Genomic DNA, 17,138 nt, shown 5'->3' with positions numbered 1-17,138 from the left:
CCGATCAACCAAGGACGCCTCCGCTCCCGGCTCATTGTGTAAAGGATGAATGCGGTCTGCACCGAAGTCGAGCCGAATGGAGAAGGCTGATACGGTAGTGGTAGTCACTGTGTTTCCATTTTCACGCCAGCCGCTTATACGGCAGCTCCACCGTAAGCGACAACGCTGCTAGAAGAAAGGAATTACCAATAGACTATCCCGGCACCCCCCGCGCAGAACGTCCAGCCCCCCACCGACAATGCTCCCCCTCAATCCATCCCCAGCATCTTCAAGGAATCCCGCTCCAGCAACTCCTCAACAAAAGCCTTCGGCACCGGCGGCAAACCAGCCCGCTCAGCCATGCTGGACGTGTCATAGAGAGCGCGAACGCTATCATCCACTCCAACATAGGGATAATCGGATCCAAACAGAATCTTGTGACCCACCCCATATTCGATCGCCGTGACCAGCGCTTCGTAGAATCGTAGCGGCCGAATGCAGAACCCCGACATGTCGGCATAAACGTTCCTATGCTTGCGAACGATCATCACCGCATCGGTATGCCAGGGATGCCCGATATGGCAGATCATCTGCCGCAGCTTGGGGAACCGTTGGGCGACCTCGTCCAGGAGAATGGGTTTCGACCAGCGCAAGGGGGTGATGGCAAAGGGGGTGGTGCTCTGATGCCAGAAGACGGGAATGTCAAGCTCCTGGGCCTTGCGGTATAGCGGGTCGTGGCAGGGGGCGGCCGGGTTGAAATCCTGGTAGGCGCCGCTCAACTTGACCGCCCGGAAACCGAAATTCCTGACTGCATGCTCCAACTGTTCGATACAGCCGGGATCATTGGGGTCCACGCTGGCCACTCCCACCAGCTTCTCCGGATGTTGCCGGACATACTCATGGACGTAATCGTTGGGGACCACCAGTCCGGCGGCATTCATCATCATGGCAAAAACGGCCGCCCGCTCGACTTTCTGGGCCACCTGCTCCCAGTGCTCATCGGGCGGACAGTGGCACTTGTTGGTCTTGCCATAGGTGGACTCAATCTCCTCAATGGTCCTGTCGGCAAAGTGACGCCGTTCGTAGATATGGCTGTGGATATCGACTCTGATCATCCCGCCTCCTCTCTCTCCTGAAACGACCCTTCCACTCCGCGGATGGGGGTGTTCAGCCCCTTCCCAACGAGCCCTTGAGCTACGGGACGTAATCCACTAGGCTTGACGGGAATGTCCCCACAAGGCAGTCGTTGAACCCCGCTTGCTGCTCGCAGGTTATCGGGCTGGTCACGACGTTAGCCCCTTTCCTGGGGATTGTACAGGGACGCCCCGTTATCGGCCGAGCAACATGTCGGAAAGGCGTGGATTCGGCCGGTCAGGAAGGGAACCAAGGGAACCGGACCAAGGAGGCATCGTGAATCGAAGCAAACCTCTCAACGGCCTGCTCAAGGCTTCCGTGGCAATCATGATTCTCGGCATCGGGTGCGGACCGCCACCTGAAACGCAGGAGTCCTCCCCCGGCCCCAGCCAGGCTGACCTGTTTGTGAGTGGGGAAGACGGCTACCACACCTACCGGATTCCGGCCTTGATCGTCACCAGGGAAGGCAGTCTGCTGGCGTTCTGTGAAGGTCGAAAGAACAATCGCCGCGACCACGGCGACATCGACCTGCTGTTGAAGAGAAGTACCGACGGCGGTCGAACCTGGTCGGATCCGCAGATTGTGTACGAGGAGGGAGGAACGGAAGAGATCACCATCGGGAACCCCTGTCCCGTGGTGGACCGGGAAACCGGTACCATCTGGCTCCCCTTCTGCCGAGACAACAAGGACGTTCTGGTGACGAAGAGTACCGATGACGGAGTGAGCTGGTCAGACCCTGTCGACATCACCGCTGCCGTCAAGAAACCTGACTGGACCTGGGTGGCGACCGGCCCCGGAATCGGAATTCAGCTTGAACACGAGCCCTACAAGGGGCGCTTGGTTATCCCCAGCGACCATGGCAAGGGCAGTGGCGAGGAGGGCGATGAGAGAGTTCAGTACTCTCATGTCTTCTACAGCGACGATCACGGGGAAACCTGGCAGCTCGGCGCCGCCGTGGCCCCGCACACCGACGAGTGCCAGGTTATCGAGAAAGACGACGGAACACTCCTGATCAACATGCGCAACTACTGGGGACGCCAGGGCGGCAGGCCCGACCGCGGAGGCATGCGGGCCCTGGCGACCAGCCAGGACGGCGGAGCCACCTGGTCCGAACTCTCCTTCGACCCGACCCTCATCGAGCCGATCTGCCAAGCCAGCCTCATACGCCACGTCGGACACGGCGCCGCCGAGTCACCCTCCCGGCTCCTCTTCTCGAATCCGGCCAGCAAGACAGACCGAGTCGACCTGACAGTGCGGCTCAGCTACGACTCGGGAAAAACCTGGCCCGTCTCAAGACTCCTGAACCCCGGCCGCTCGGCCTACTCCAACCTGGCAATCCTCCCGGACGGATCGATCGGCTGTCTCTACGAACGTGGAAAGTCGATACCGTACGAGACCATCACCTTCGCCCGGTTCACCATGGATTGGTTGATGGGGGGAGGGTGAGGTGTTTGGCTGCGTTTGATGCTAGGAAGCAAGCGGGGGACGGGTAGAAGGATAGCTAGGCACTCACTTTTCCTGCAATACGAAGTGATCGGTCGCGGGAACACTCCGGTCCGCCTGATTCGGAGCAACGGGTTCGTGGAGCGGTTCCAACATATGCCGCTGGAGGAGCAGTCGCGCATCCAGGGCCATGAGAAGTTCTATGAGACCCTGAAAGAGAAGCAAAAGGGCTTAAAGGACTACCTTTTCCGCTACAGTGCCCCAAACCGCCTCGTCAAGACCTCAACTCTAGGAGTATACGCCTACTCAGTCCATCCGGGATATACTGTGCAAGGGTTTCAAGGGAGAAACTAGACTTCTGAGTAGGCTACCATCCCTGCCAGGCGGGCTATGAGGTGATTGCTGTCATTGCACATGCTAAATACCCGACATTAACACCAAATGTGGCAGGAAGGTTTTCTGGTTTTTGGGGTCGTGATTCAGGTATGTAGCTGGGTGGCTATTCATCTACCAAAAATCAAGGGAATCGGATATTGAAAACACTCCCACAAATCAGTGCGGTTTCGGAACAACTGCCTATTATCAGTCAAAATCGCCTTGGGGTTGAGATCATATGCGGTGCGGCAGGTAGTGGCAAAACATCGACTGCACTCCTGAGGCTCAAGTCGCTGTTTTTTATGTTTGCAGCTCGGCGAAAACGCCAAGGTGACCCTGAGCCTATACGAGCACTAGTATTGACCTTCAATCGGACACTCGCAGGATACGTTCGGGCGCTCGCCGAACAACAAGTTTCAGAAAATATGCACATCGACCTTGAGATTGAAACTTTCGGCCGATGGGCCATGTCACACCTTGATATTCCCGAGGTCCAAGACAACTTAGCGAGGGTCCACTTGAGAAATGCCGCGCAACGGATAAGTGAACTTACCCCTGACTATGTCGTCAATGAGGTCGAGTATCTAACAGGGAGATTCGCTCCCGAAGACATCGAAGACTACATCACTGTGGAACGGACTGGTCGAGGGACCCGTCCACGGATAGGACGAGAGTTACGCCGGCGAATTCTCTCCGAGGTTGTTGAGCCGTACCAAGCATGGCTGGACAATCAACAAGCATTAGACTGGAACATGGTTTCCATCGAAATGATGCGTGCCGAAAATCCTATTGAATACGACGTTGTGGTCGTCGATGAAAGCCAAGATTTTTCTGCAAATCAACTGAGGGCTATTCGTCATCATCTCGCAGCCGAACACGCAATTACATTTGTTATTGATACAGTCCAACGTATTTACGCTCGAGGATTTACCTGGGCGGAGGCAGGGTACTTAGTACGGCGGGAGCGCTCACATATGCTGCGGACGAATCATCGAAATACTCGAGAGATAGCTACCTTTGCTGCTGGAATTCTAGATGGAATAAGCGTCGAAGGAGACGGAGCTCTGCCAAATTTACACGCCGCTCAAAGGCAGGGGCAACTGCCGATTGTGCTCCATGGGCTATACAATAAACAAGCTGAATGGGCTATAAACTATATTATCGATAAGGTCGATCTGGGGCGAGAATCGGTCGCCTTTTTGAAACCGAAGGGTGGAAAATGGTTCTCAGAAATTGAGCGCCGTTTGAAGATCCATAACATTCCTTACGTGGGCATTACACGTAAATCAGAGTGGCCAGACGGGCCGGAGAACGTAGCACTTTCTACGTTTAATTCTGCAAAGGGCCTCGAATTTGACTATGTATTCATTCTTGGCCTCAACGATAAAAATACGCCCCATGATGACGTGGAAGTTGACGACAGAGTGTTTGTGCTTCGCCGTCTCCTTGCCGTTGCCGTTGCCCGAGCAAGAAAGGAAGTTGTCATAGGTTACAAGCCAGGAGAGGAATCCAGACTTGTGAGCTATTTTGTGGACGGTACATTTCGTGAGATAGGGGTTTGAGCTTACAAGAAATTATCCGTCAGCGAGGGATTGAGAGCGCGTTGCACTTTACAACCAATCGAGGGTTGGTAGGTACGCTTGCTGTCAAAGCACTATTGTCACGTTGCAGGCTTCAAAGTGAAAATTTATTGGAGCATGTCTTGCATGTTAATGCTGCAAGGCGTCCGGAAGCCGCAGCCGATTTTGACAAAAGCGCGAATTGGCTAGATTATGTAAATCTGTCTATTTCTGAGATCAATACGCGGTTTCTAGGGGTATCCAAACGCTGGCACAATAATGCCGATGTATGGTGGTGCATTCTAGAGTTTGGCTCCACCATTATGACTCATGACGACGTGCTCTTCGCAACGACCAACAATTCCTACCAGCTGTGTAAGCGTGGTGTTGGAGCGCACGGATTACAAGCACTTTTTGCACCAGTCGTACATCGCAAAGAACGGTGGTCTGTGATGCGCCTAGGTAGACCAACCCATTTGCCAACCTGCGAACAGGCTGAAGTTCTTTATCCTAATTCACTGGATACGAAGTATCTCAAGTGTATTTATGTAGAGGAAAACGATCATCACGACGTGGTAGGTGGGTGGCTCCAAGAGTTTGGCTTGGACGACGTCGATGTGATTGTGTCAAGTGCAAAATTCAAAGGACGCCCAAATTGAATCTCGAAAACCAATCTTCAACATGGGAATCAACACCGCATGTTGCGCGGGAACGGGCTGTTGTCCAATCTGCACTTTGGGCGGCAACTGGCGATGCATTAGGTTGGATCACCGAGTTGTCGCACGGGCTCAGGGGTGTAGTTCGACGAACAGGGGTTAGTAGAATAACTAAACCTGTAGCGTGGAAACGCATCATCGGTGGTCGAGGTGGCCCAAGGGTGAATCTGTTGGCTGGAACATATTCCGACGACACTCAAATAAGGCTTGCCGTCGCAAGGTCGATTCGCGGAGACGGATCATTCGATGTAGAGGCATTTGCGAAGGTAGAATTGACGGTGTGGCCAACATACGCTCTGGGTGCCGGCCTGGGAACCAAAACTGCAGCAGTTAGCTTGTCACGACGTAGCGTGAATTGGTATTCCAATTTCTACAATCGCGGCGGAAAGAAGTATACAGATAGTGGTGGTAACGGGGCTGCCATGAGAATTCAGCCACATGTTTGGTCCTCGTCGAGCGGCGGTGATTCCTTGATTGTGGACGTCCTAAGGGATGCTATTGTCACTCACGGCCATCCGCATGGATTCTGTGGAGCTATTTTTCATGCTCTCTGCTTGGAAGATGCATTTAGGAAACGTGAATTGCCGAGACCCGAAGAATGGGCAGTTTACATTGATCGGTTCTTGGACCTGCCTCGCCTGGTTGCAGAAGAACCTCAGCTAGCCGCTTTTTGGAAGCCGGCGTGGGAAACTAGTGCAGGGGTGTCATTAAGTCGTGCAGTTACAAAGATCAGGGATGATGGTCTACGGGATCTTGAGTTTGTCACAGAGTTGAAAGACTCTTCACCCGTAGAAGGCTACAAGCAGATAGTTAGGCAATTGGGATGCTTGAAGCCACAGTTCCGGGGATCTGGATTGAAAACCGCACTCGCAGCAATTGTACTCGCGTATCTTTTTCGTAATTTTGAAGTAGAAGACGCTTTACAAACTGCGGTTAATGAACTTGAGAGTGATACCGACACTATTGCCACTATGGGAGGCGCACTACTGGGCGTGATTTCGAGGCGGGAGCCCGATTGGCCCTTGCAGGACCATAGTTATATTGTCAGTGAGGCAAAGAGGCTAGCTGCCATTTCTCGCGGCCAACATCAAGACAGTTTCACATACCCTGATCTTGGAAACTGGGATCCACCTGCTAGGCAGAATTCTTCAATAGGATGGTTTAACGGTAAGCTCGCGATTGCCGGGCTAGGACCCCTAACCTCAGTAGGTACGGAATACGCTTCACGTGATGCCGTTTGGCAGTGGTTTGAATTGCCTTTTGGCCAGACGATTCTGGCCAAGCGCAAGTCAAACCTACAGGATAGAATTGTGTTTTCTCAACTTCCAGATCCTAGGCAGCGGGCGGAAACAAAAAGAGATGTGACAACTACACGTAGTGGCAATGAACCGCGACAGAAAGGATTGGCATTTCAGGATCGTCGTTCAGAAAAGCAAGCTGGGAAGTTAGGTAGAGATTCGCCTTCTCAGCGGTCCAATCAAATTCACCGGGGTACGGTTGATTCATGGACGGATGATGTGATTTCATCTGGTTTTGATGACTATACTCTTGGAAAGTCCCTGAACTACTGCATAGATCAAACACGGTCTGTCGACAGTGCAATTGGTTTCGCTGCAATAATCGCCAAGGCAAAACTCGCACGCCAACGTAAACGTCGATAAAGCCTTTTGTGACCTATCAATAAATCCTCTCCTTTGAAAAGGATCTATTGAGAGAGCTTCTTCGAGGTTTGTTGTTCAGCCTGTTGAGGCTTTCCGGACCGTACTCCATTGAGAAAAATGATCCGGGCAAGATGGGTGCGGTCGATTTATAGAAGCCCTTTCATCCCGCTTGACGAACACAGGCCAAAGTCACATCTGCAAGTCATCCAGAAACTCGGACGCGGGGGCGACTCCCGATATCATCAAATAGTCCCGAGCACGGGTGCAGGCGACATAAAGCAAGTGTCTCTCTGTGCTGTAGACATCCTCGAGGTCCGCGTCATCCGCGACGGTTTCGATCCGTTCCTGTAGTGGAATCACCTCGTCGTCACAAGCCATGACCGCAACAGCGCGGAACTCCAATCCTTTAGCTAGGTGCATGGTGCTGATTGATACGCAGTCGTTGTTCGTCTCCACGCCTTCATCCAGGACCTGGAACGAGAACCCGGCGTCGCGGACCGCCCGGCGCGCTCGGTCAAGTTCCTTCCCCGAGCGCACGAATATTGCCATTTCCTGAGTCCCCACACCGCTGTCTCGGCGTTCCCGCAACCATGCGGCAACAGCCGCACCTTCTTCTTGCTCGGTCTCGAACAGATGAATTGCCGGGCGTTCGCCACTGAAGGCTGAGACCGTCCCGCGCCGATCCTCTACGTTGCCATCGACATCGGCAAGTTCGGGACCGAGCAATCGATCTGCCTGCATCCGGATCTGATGGGAGGTTCGATAGTTGAGTTTGAGAGTCTGAGATCTTCCCCGAACATCGACCCCCAGCGCTTTCCAGGAAAACGGCGTTTGAAAGATCCGCTGCCCTAAGTCGCCTGCAAAAAAGAGGCCGTTTGGCCTGTGGGCACCCAATGCCGCCAGAAAACGCAGTTGGGCAACGCTGACGTCCTGTGCCTCGTCCACGATCACGAAGTCGAACGGTGGGTTCCGTCGATCCTTGAGAGTCGCCACCAGCAAGCTGAACAGTTCGGCCTGGGTGCGCAGACCACGGTCCCGAAGTTCAGCCTTGACCCGTGCAAAGAGGGACCAGAGCGTCATGCGCTGTTCTACAGGCAAGCGTGTCTTGCGGCCAAGCCGCTTTGCGTCTCGGTAGGCTTCCCAATGATCCAACTGCCAGGCGTCAACGACGTTGTCCCACTCGCTCAACAGGAATCGAGAGCTGAATTGGTGCGGTGTCTCTGCTTCTCCGGCAGTTCTCGTAAGTAGGTCCCGAACCATTTCGCGGTTGGCGATCCTTGGGCGGCCGAGCTGAGCACGAAAGAGCCGCTCGCCAACCCTGTCGATGGCGTCGACTTCCAGACGTTCTGCAAGCCGAGGCTCGTTGTAAATCAACCGCCGGAGTTTCGTCCGCAGAACATCAGCCAAAGTGTCTGAAATCGTGGTTAGCAGAACCCTGGCGTGCGGGTTGGCGCGCGTGAGAAACACGGCCCGGTGGATTGCCACGATGGTCTTTCCTGTGCCGGCGGCACCGGCCACGCGAAACGGGCCGCCGTAGTCGGTCTCCACGATTTGCCGTTGCGCGGGATGAAGAAAGACTGCCCACTTGTCCCAGGGATAGTCGAGGGCGCGCTCCAGTTCTTCCATATTGCTCATCAACCGGAAGCGGCGCTGTGCGTCAGGATGATCGAATGGATCGGCGGCTACCCCGTATTGCGCTGTGGATTCTGCTACTTTCCGGGACTCGGATATTTCAAAGGGAACGGCGGCCGAAACTTCCGGCTGAACGATTTGCGGCGTTACACCTACAGCCAACTCGAGCAGTGCCTCCCCTGCCTCGCTCGGCAGATGATCGGTCAGTTCCAGAAAATTGTCCTCATTGGCGTTGCGTACATCGTCCAACCATTCAGCCGGGACGCCGTAGCTCAGCAGATCGTTCTCGGAGATGCCTGAAAAGAGGGGTGGCTTGGGTGACACTTCCTGATCCGTTGCCGCACAACTGGGCACGGTGATTTCTTGAATCGTTTTTCGCAATTCAATCAGTTGGGCCGCGCCCGTTTTGGGGTGGGTTTCCAGTTTGCGCCGCTCAGCCCATTTATAGGCGCTGTCGTGGTGATCCACGTAACAGAGCATCAGGCTGTTCTGGTCTCGGTGCACAATCATTCGGACATCGCGGCTGACGCGGACGGACCAGAAATTGGGATCTTGGGATTTATCCAGCTTGTGGAATCGCAATCCGGGCCGAGCCGGATTCAATTGAAGATCGAAGGCAGTGGTCTTTGCCGCCTTCTGCTCGTTGCCAGTGAGCTTGGCGAGGCTGTCGATGAAGGTGTTGGCGATTCGGAATTGCACTTCATGCCTCGGGTGAGGCGAGGTGGAAGGTTACCCTGACGCGCTTGGCCCGGTCGTCGTGAACGATTTCGGGCTCGGTCCTATTGAACCCACGCATTGCCCTGCGCATCACGGGCCAGCCCCTGCCCCGCTACTCCAGGAAGCTCATGACCTGCATGTAGTTTGCCATCGACTCCTTCCTCGACCGCGGATGACCACCGGCTCGGACGCTTTCGACGCTCGGGGGAAAAATGGGGACGTTCTTGAATTAGTGAAATAACTCTCCCAGTTTGTTATTCCTGACTGACCAAAACGGCAAAGCAGATGCCTTCCCGAGCACTTCGGCACATTCGCAGGCACAGACACGGCGATGCGTCCTCAAAATGCGTCCGAATGGTTGCACCAAGCAGTTCCCACAACGGTATCCTGGACTTTTCCTTCCACTCTAGGCGTCGAGAGAAACACCAGACCGGGTAATTCCACTATTTCAACAACGTCCCCTATTGAACACTACGAGTCTGCGCCGCAAAATGTTAATCGCACGGAATGATGCAGGTCAGGGCAGACAGACTTTCCAATGATTTCCTCACGCGATCAGCCACAATGACCCGTTGCTTGATCTGACGGATTCAACGGGTGTTTTTATGTGGGGTGGGTACACGTACACCTTCGGTTGGAGCCGCCCGACGGGCGGGGTAGCGCACGTACTGCAGGTCCGACTCGGCCTGTTGTTCCCGTAGTTTCTGGAAGATTTTCTTGATGTCGTGGCCGCACTGGGCTGCAAGTGCGTCTCGTATTGCGCGAACCTCAGACACAATAGGGTCATTTCTCATCGTCGATGTCCTCCATTAATTCTTCAGGGGTGCAGATCACCGGAGATTCAAAACCAGCTAGCCGACAGACCGACTCGATCCGCGGCCTTGTCACCGCATTGGCGAGGTGGCGGAAGTTCCAAGTGACAAAATACTCGACGCCGTTGGCTGCGGCGATAGCAATGTGCGCGGCGTCTCGCATTGCGGTCTCGGGCACGGCCCTGGCCCTGATCAGTCGTTCGGCTAATTCCTGCGCTTCTGCAGTCGCGTCGAGCGACGAAAGTGAAGCGAGCAGGGTGAGCCGGGTGTGGACGGCGTCAGGGTCACCAGCGCCGGCCTCTTGGCGAACCAACTCGGAAATGACCAACTCGAACCTTTCCGCCGCGGTCGTCCACCAGTCTCGGGTACTCTGCTGATGTCCAGCAACAACTACGTCGCGCGCCGGGCGGGCCGTCAGGTAGCTGATAACGGTGGTTTCGATGTATACACGACGTTTCATCAAATATCCGCTCTCTCACACCCGAAAGACCTTCATCACTTCATCCCCGAGGTGGTTGATGACCTTGACGGCAATTCGGCCGGAATTGGGCTTGGGGAACGGCCGGGAGGTGTCGCTGTGGAGGGTTTCCCAGGCTTCCTGGTTGATTTCGGCCCTTAGGGTGGTCTTGAGGGATTTGTAGGGGTCATTGGCGCCGAGGAAGTAGGCGTGGCGGACGAAGAAGCTCTCCTGGTTGTAGTCGGTGTCGACGAACCAGCAGGCGATGCCGTCGGCGTTGTCGCTGCGGATCTCGCCGGTGTTTGGGTGAAAGACGTCCACGCCGTTGACCTTGACTTGGATTTGGTTGTCTTCCGCGTCGATGATGTCGATATCCGGTTCGCCAAAGATGACGAAGAGGTTGCCCTTGCCGGTGTTCTTGAGGTCGTCGGCCATGTGGAGGTCGGCGTTCATGCGGGCCTTGAGGATGGGAATGCGGCCCAGTTTGCTGAACTCAGAGGCGTGGGCGTCGTAGTTGAAGGCGCAGGCGATCAGGACGTCGAAGTCTGCGTCGGCGGCTTCTCGGGCGGCTTGCACGAGATCGGGTCGGGAAACAGTGCCGAATTCGGGGCCGATGAAGACGCCGGCGCGTCTCTGGGGGCCGGCATCGGCGTTGCCTTCGACGTAGGTTCCCTCGGCGCAGACGAGATCACCGGGCCAGGGTCTGAGAGACGAGAAGGCGATGCGGTCCTCCTTGTGGGCTTGCTGGACGCCGGAGGTCTTGAGATTGTCAAGTATCAACCCGGTGAAGTCCTGAGTGTCGCCGTAGCCGAGCCGGGCTTCCGCGACGTTTCTAGCTCGATCATCGGCCTGTTCAATGAGTTCGTCGTCCTCATTCACGCCCAGAAGGCGGTGGGGCGAAAGGCTTTCCACCGTAAAAGGTCCGGCAACGCGGACTTTTTTCTTGTCTTCGTAAGGCTTGTCGTAGAGGTATTCGTAGTCGGCCTTGGCGGCGATCGAGGCGTCGATTTCGCGCTGACGAGCGACTATCGCCTTCCAGAAAGCTTCATGCATAGGAAGCGCCGCCTCAGTCCATTCCTGGGGGATTCCTCGCGGAATTTCCCACTCTTCAAGTGTTTTGGTCCGACCAATAGCCACCGACAACCGGTTGCGGAGCGGTGCCAACCGCTCCTCATGCTTCTCACAGATCACGTCGATTTCGGTATTGTTGGCGATGGACTTGAGAGTGATGTGAGGGACGCGTTCGTACACGAAACCGTGACGAATGTCGCTGTAGGTAGGAGCTTCCGAAGGAACCTTCTGAACAAGCTCGCCTTCCTTGATTTGTCCGTCGCGGCTGTCGGCGAGAAGGTAGTAGGGGAAGCGGGAGCCCATGACGCGGGAGCGGGCCAACGCCAAAGCGACCCTGGAAGTGTCAATGGTGATCCAGCGGCGTCCCCATTGCTCGGCGACGTACGCGGTGGTACCAGAGCCACAGGTAGGATCGAGGACGAGGTCGCCGGGGTCGGTAGCCAACAGCAAGCACCTGCTGACTATTTTTGCATTCGTTTGGACGACATAGATCATGTCCTGAACGTTACCCGCAGTGTCATCCCACATGTTCGTAAACTCAATCACAGGTGAATCCTCAACGACAAAAAACTTAAAGCCAAGGCCCTCCTTGTCAGTGACGGAAATGCGCCCGGCGTACTTCAGCCTCTGGAACTGCTCCGGATTGCCTCGCCAACGACGGCCTTTGCGCGGCCAGTAACTATTTCCGTTCATCTCAACGGCAAAGTGTTCCCCCGTCCCTTCTAGATCCTGAATTCTGAATACTCGTGTTCCTTCGGGCACGAGCCATGGAGCCCGTTTCTCGTCAGTTGTCAGCGGTCTAGTTATGCCGTCAGGAAGTTCTCCCCATAAGGCGAGCTTCTTAGGATCCTCTGTAGAACCTTCATTGACCTCGCGGGATCTATACAGTTTGCGGACCTTGCAGGCATCAACGTCCTTTGCGTACCAGAGAATGTAGTTGAATGCGTTCTTAATTGTCTTACTGCTTGGAGCGCCCTTTTTCCAGACAATCGTCGCAACTGCGTTTTGTGGGCCAAAGACCTCGTCGACCAGTATCCTCAAGAGATGCACATTTTCGTCACTGATCTGTACGAAGACCGACCCACTGTCCGCCAATAAGTCTCGCGCCACTGTCAATCGATCCCGCAGATAAGTCAGATAGGAGTGAATCCCATCCCGCCAGATATCCCGGAATGCCTTCACCTGCTCCGGCTCGCGGGTGATATGCAGGACATTGCCGTCCTTGACATCGCGGCTGGTGGTAGACCACTGGAAGTTGGAGTTGAACTTGATGCCATACGGTGGGTCGATATACATACATTGCACCTTGCCGCGCAGCCCCTCCCGCTCCGCCAGTGACGCCATCACCTGCAGGCTGTCCCCGAGGATCATCCGGTTCGACCAGTTGGCGTCGTGCTGGTAGAACTCGGTGGCGGCCGCTTCGCTGGGCAGACCGTTGAAGTCGGCGAACAGGTCGGCCTGTAAGGGGGATCTGCCGTCTTCCTTCTTCCTCTCTTTGCTTCGCTGCCGTAGGTCGTCGATCAGCACCTTCGGATGCACCTTTTCCTGAATGAATAGCGGCGGCGCCTGCACCACCAGATCCGACCAGTCCTGGTGGTCCTTGCCGCGCCAGACTAGCTGCGGGTCGAGGTCCCGGTTGCGGCGCTGATAGGCGACCTGGATGGGATTGCGGTCGTCCTCCGCCATCACCGCCTGGTACTCGGCCGTGGGAATGTTGGTGCGCTTGACCTTGCCGTGGGTGAGGGTCGCCACGACTTTGGGCTTCCTGGGCCTTGATGTTTTCGCCATCGGTCAGCTCATGTCCTGAACGGGTTTGCGATGGTCACTCCGTCAATTTGCTGTCCGTGCTGCAGGTCTTCGCTGTAGAGGGTTTTACAGCCCGCTTCGAGCGCGGCGGCAACGATCAGGCTGTCGTAGAAGCTAAACTGATAACGCGACTGGATGTCCAGGGATGATCGATAGAGGCGAAGACTCGGCTGAACCCGCAACAAGGGCGCGAGCACAGATTGCAGGTACTTTTCCATCTCATTCCTGTTCAGCTTAATTTCCGCCTTACGAATCGCCGTGTTGAGACATTCCTGGACGACCTGAGAACTGATACAGGCAGTTCCGCTCGCTATCCCATGCCGGATCAAATGTTCTGCAATCGCGGCCTTGCGGGTGTCAAGTCGCTCAAGCTGATACACGAAGACGTTAGTGTCAATGAAATTTTCAACGCTCATTCATTTCATCTCGCGTCAACTTGCGTCCAACGCGCAACTTGCCTTGCAACTCACGCATGACTCTCATGGCCTCGGCAGCCTGCCGTTCACGCCCAATTATCGCTCTTTCGATCATCTGGTCGAACGCCCGTTCCACTATGGCCTCGAAGTCCGACTGCATCTCGTAAACGTCCGTAAGTTCGGCAAAGGCCCAGCGGCCGTAGCGGCCATGACGGTTCACCCCGGGCACCCAGTAGGTGTCCATGGTGGCCTTCTTCTCCTTGGCATCCTCCCTTCGATAGCCCTTGATCTCGACGACGAGGTGCAGGAGATCGTCTTGACCACGGCCGTCGTCGACCAGAACGATGAAGTCCGGGAGATAGGTCCGGGTTTCGGAGCCGTAGCGGTAGGGAACCTCCAGGCCCAGATTGTGGTTCTTGACGTATGCCCTGACGCGAGGGTGGGATTCGGCCACGCGGCAGAATTCAGCTTCCCAGTCGCTATCGAGAACGACCCAGTTGACGTGGCAGCGGCGGGCATCGGTCTCCCATCGGCTGGTCCTGGTCGTATTGAAATTCACGTGGGCTGTCGAGCCGAACGGGTTGTAGGGATCCAGCACCGCCTTGACCGGCCGGCTCTCGATTTCCGCTTGAGTTATGGCGTCCGTGATGCGCCCGCAGGCCATGTCGGCCAGTTCCTGGTACATGAGCTGGGCAGGGTAGGTGCCGCCTTTGCAGACGAGGCAGCTTTCGAGCCATTGCCTGGTGATACGCTTGAGCTGCCCGAAAAGATAGAGCCTGGGTTCTTCACCCGGGTCGCGCCACTTGGTGTCGAGCAGCCGGTGGGTGAGATGGAAGAGCAGGGTCGAGGGGCGCAGGTCGTTTGTGTGAACCAAGTTGAGATCGACACCCTCACCGATGATCCCCTGGTTCCTGGTGATCGACGGACCAACCAGGTCCGGCGTGAGGTGCAACACCGAGTCAGGAATGAAGTGGGCCTTGAGCCGCTCCTGGGGCAACTCCACCCGGTATCCGGCCACTCGCGGGAAGCGGACTTCCAGTGGGTCCCGTTCGGGCCGCACGGCCTTTACCTGAACAGTCTCTCGCGGCGGCACTGGCTCTACCACAACAGGCTTGGCCGTGAAGTCGAAGGGGATGCCCAGGACATCGGCGTACTCGACGTTGAACTTGCCGCAATCATTGAGGTCGTAGGATTGGCGGCGCAAAGCCCGGCCAACCACCTGTTCGCATAGCAACTGGGTGCCGAAGGCGCGCACGCCCAGCACGTGGCTGACGGTGTTGGCATCCCATCCTTCGGTTAGCATCGACACCGACACCACGCAGCGGATCGAATCTCCCAGCCGGCCGGGTTTGCCCACGGTGTTCATGACCTCGCGGAGCAGGTCCTGGTCGCTGATTTTCTCGGCCTGGAGGCGGTCGCCGGTGCGCTCGATGATTTCCCTCCGAAAGCGGTCGATCTCATCGGCGGCCATCTTACGAAAGCCCCGGTCCAGCGCGTCGCCGGACTCCAGTTCCTCACTGTTTATCAGGAGGGTCCGAGGCCTCGGGTACGGGTTACCATGCTCGTCAAAGTTGCGAAATAGCTCCAGTCGCCCGTTTCGGAGTGAAGTGGAGCCGCCTTCGTTCTTGCGGTGAAAGCCGGAGATATAGTCGTAGACTAGTTTGGAGGTTGAAATGTTGTTGCAGACCACGATGAAGCAGGGCGGTACTTCAATGCCCGCTGTTTCCCAAAGGTCGAAGATCTTCCGGTAGTGGCCGTAGAGGGCTTCCAGGGCGGTTTGAAGCTCCACGGGCAGGCTGAGGGGATCGAGGGAATTGGCCTTGCCACTCCCCTTCCTCGGCATCCGGGTGCGGATGTGTTCCCACAGGTTGCGAAACTTGGGAGAGTCACCGCCGGGGATATTGTCGGCCACAGGCACCCGGGGCAATTTGACGATGCCGCATTCGATGGCGTCCATGAGCGAAAAGTCGTTCATGGTCCAGTGGAACAAGGTACCTTCGACATAGCCCGAACCGCGCAGAAAGAAGGGCGTCGCCGAAAGATCTATCACGCGGTTGATGCCCAGTTTCCTGCCGACGATTTCCAGTCCCGATATCCACAATCGGGCGGCTTCCCTGTTTTTTTCGGCTTCCTTGCGGTCATCTCCCTTGAGCGTGCCTTCCTCCTTCTCGCCCGGCTTTTCGCGATAGCAGTGGTGTGCCTCATCGTTGAGAACCAGGACTTTCTTGACTCCCATGAGCTCGGGCATGACCCGCTGGAGCATCTGCCCCTCGGTTTCCAGGGTTTTCAGCGATTCGCCCCGCCCCTGAAGCAGGGACCGGCCGCCCTTGGACAGTGGCAGGCGCTCACGTCGCTTGAAAGCGTGATAGTTGGTGATGACAATCTTCGCCTTTTCCAGATCGGGGAGCATGTCGCTCGGAACCAGCTCACGGCTTTGGTAATAGCTGTCCGGATCGTTGGGCTGCAGCACGCGCAGGCGGTCCTTGATGGTGATCCCCGGGGTGACCACCAGAAAGCCGCGGGTGAACCTGGGACTCTGGGGGCGGCGGACCGCATTGATGGTCTGCCAGGCAATCAACATGGCCATGACGGTGGTTTTGCCTGCTCCGGTCGCCAACTTGAGAGCCAACCGAGAAAGGCCCGGATTGGCTTCATTATTGGTATTGGCAAGATGTTCGAGAAACCGCTTGCCTCTGGGACCGGCCTGCGGCGCCACTTCAGTGAGCCAAACGGCGGTCTCCAGGGCTTCAACCTGGCAAAAGAAAGGGCGAATACCGGTGAATCGGTGGTGCCGCCAGTGACGGACCAGACGGGCTGTCTCCGGGGTGACTTGCCATTGATTCGGGTCTGGGAGTTTCCGCCACTGATCGACTTGTTGACGAACTGCATTGATAATTGCGGTGTGCTCGTACTGCTGTTTCTCGGTCGATAGACCCTTCCCCTCATCGAATATCAATTTGGCTTGTGTCTTGGCCGCCTTTTGCTTTTTTGGCTTTGGGATTGGTGTGATGAAATCGGCCGGTCGGCGGCTGTCGATGATCCTCTGAGTCGGCTGGCCGGTTTTATCCAGCTCCCAGTGTCGTTTGGGGTACTCGTAAGGCGAGTTGAGGACGGGTTGTTCGAAGAATGGGTTCGTCAATGGCCGCGCTGCTCCTCTTTGTTGAGTACTGCCGCTTGGTCCAAGGTAGTTGTTACTGGTACTGCGGTATTAATTTAGCGCAAACGTTGCTCTGATATCTTCCAGATGTTTCATGAGGCAGTCAATCTGCTTTGCTGGCTATGTTGGATGGTACGCGGCTGGAGTGATGGTTAGTGGATCTCTGGTTCCAAAAAAGGCGCGGTCTCCGGAGATCCGGTTGC

10 protein-coding genes are annotated in these 17,138 nt (G+C 56.0%); 4 read left to right on the top strand and 6 right to left on the bottom strand.

Annotated features, from left to right (window positions below; translation table 11 throughout):
- Positions 1-248: 248 nt before the first annotated feature.
- Entirely contained in the window at positions 249-1,094 is an 846-nt protein-coding gene (locus tag OXI69_15070) for an amidohydrolase family protein (GenBank protein MDE2667464.1), read from the bottom strand.
- Positions 1,095-1,389: 295 nt separating this feature from the next.
- Here OXI69_15070 and OXI69_15065 point away from each other — a divergent pair, with 295 nt between their 5' ends.
- From OXI69_15065 to OXI69_15050, 4 genes are all read left to right on the top strand, one after another.
- Positions 1,390-2,559 (top strand): sialidase family protein, encoded by a 1,170-nt coding sequence (locus OXI69_15065; protein MDE2667463.1) that lies wholly within the window; start codon positions 1,390-1,392, stop codon positions 2,557-2,559.
- Positions 2,560-3,089: 530 nt separating this feature from the next.
- The gene (locus OXI69_15060; GenBank protein ID MDE2667462.1) at positions 3,090-4,493 is read left to right on the top strand and encodes an AAA family ATPase; all 1,404 of its coding nucleotides are present in this window, start codon (positions 3,090-3,092) and stop codon (positions 4,491-4,493) included.
- On the top strand, positions 4,490-5,149 hold the full coding sequence (locus tag OXI69_15055) for a DarT ssDNA thymidine ADP-ribosyltransferase family protein (protein ID MDE2667461.1): 660 nt from the start codon (positions 4,490-4,492) through the stop codon (positions 5,147-5,149). The genes OXI69_15060 and OXI69_15055 overlap by 4 nt, the downstream gene beginning before the upstream one ends.
- On the top strand, positions 5,146-6,867 hold the full coding sequence (locus OXI69_15050) for an ADP-ribosylglycohydrolase family protein (protein MDE2667460.1): 1,722 nt from the start codon (positions 5,146-5,148) through the stop codon (positions 6,865-6,867). Before OXI69_15055 ends, OXI69_15050 begins: the two co-directional genes overlap by 4 nt.
- 189 nt (positions 6,868-7,056) lie before the next feature.
- Here the strand turns inward: OXI69_15050 and OXI69_15045 are convergent, their stop codons facing one another.
- The 5 genes from OXI69_15045 to OXI69_15025 form a co-directional block, all read right to left on the bottom strand.
- Complete coding sequence (locus OXI69_15045; protein MDE2667459.1) at positions 7,057-9,198, bottom strand: UvrD-helicase domain-containing protein; 2,142 nt, start codon at positions 9,196-9,198, stop codon at positions 7,057-7,059.
- A gap of 801 nt (positions 9,199-9,999) precedes the next feature.
- Complete coding sequence (locus tag OXI69_15040) at positions 10,000-10,488, bottom strand: type II toxin-antitoxin system VapC family toxin (protein ID MDE2667458.1); 489 nt, start codon at positions 10,486-10,488, stop codon at positions 10,000-10,002.
- Positions 10,489-10,503: 15 nt separating this feature from the next.
- A complete protein-coding gene (locus tag OXI69_15035) occupies positions 10,504-13,344 on the bottom strand; it encodes a site-specific DNA-methyltransferase (GenBank protein ID MDE2667457.1) in 2,841 nt (946 codons plus the stop codon).
- An 8-nt stretch (positions 13,345-13,352) separates the two neighbouring features.
- Positions 13,353-13,778 (bottom strand): PIN domain-containing protein, encoded by a 426-nt coding sequence (locus tag OXI69_15030; protein MDE2667456.1) that lies wholly within the window; start codon positions 13,776-13,778, stop codon positions 13,353-13,355.
- The gene (locus OXI69_15025) at positions 13,768-16,917 is read right to left on the bottom strand and encodes a DEAD/DEAH box helicase family protein (GenBank protein ID MDE2667455.1); all 3,150 of its coding nucleotides are present in this window, start codon (positions 16,915-16,917) and stop codon (positions 13,768-13,770) included. Before OXI69_15025 ends, OXI69_15030 begins: the two co-directional genes overlap by 11 nt.
- Positions 16,918-17,138: the final 221 nt, after the last annotated feature.

Source organism: Acidobacteriota bacterium (genome assembly GCA_028875575.1).
Lineage (GTDB): Bacteria > Acidobacteriota > Terriglobia > Versatilivoradales > Versatilivoraceae > Versatilivorator.
Note: the sequence above shows the minus strand (reverse complement) of the source record. Positions and strands in the feature narration are given on the sequence as shown.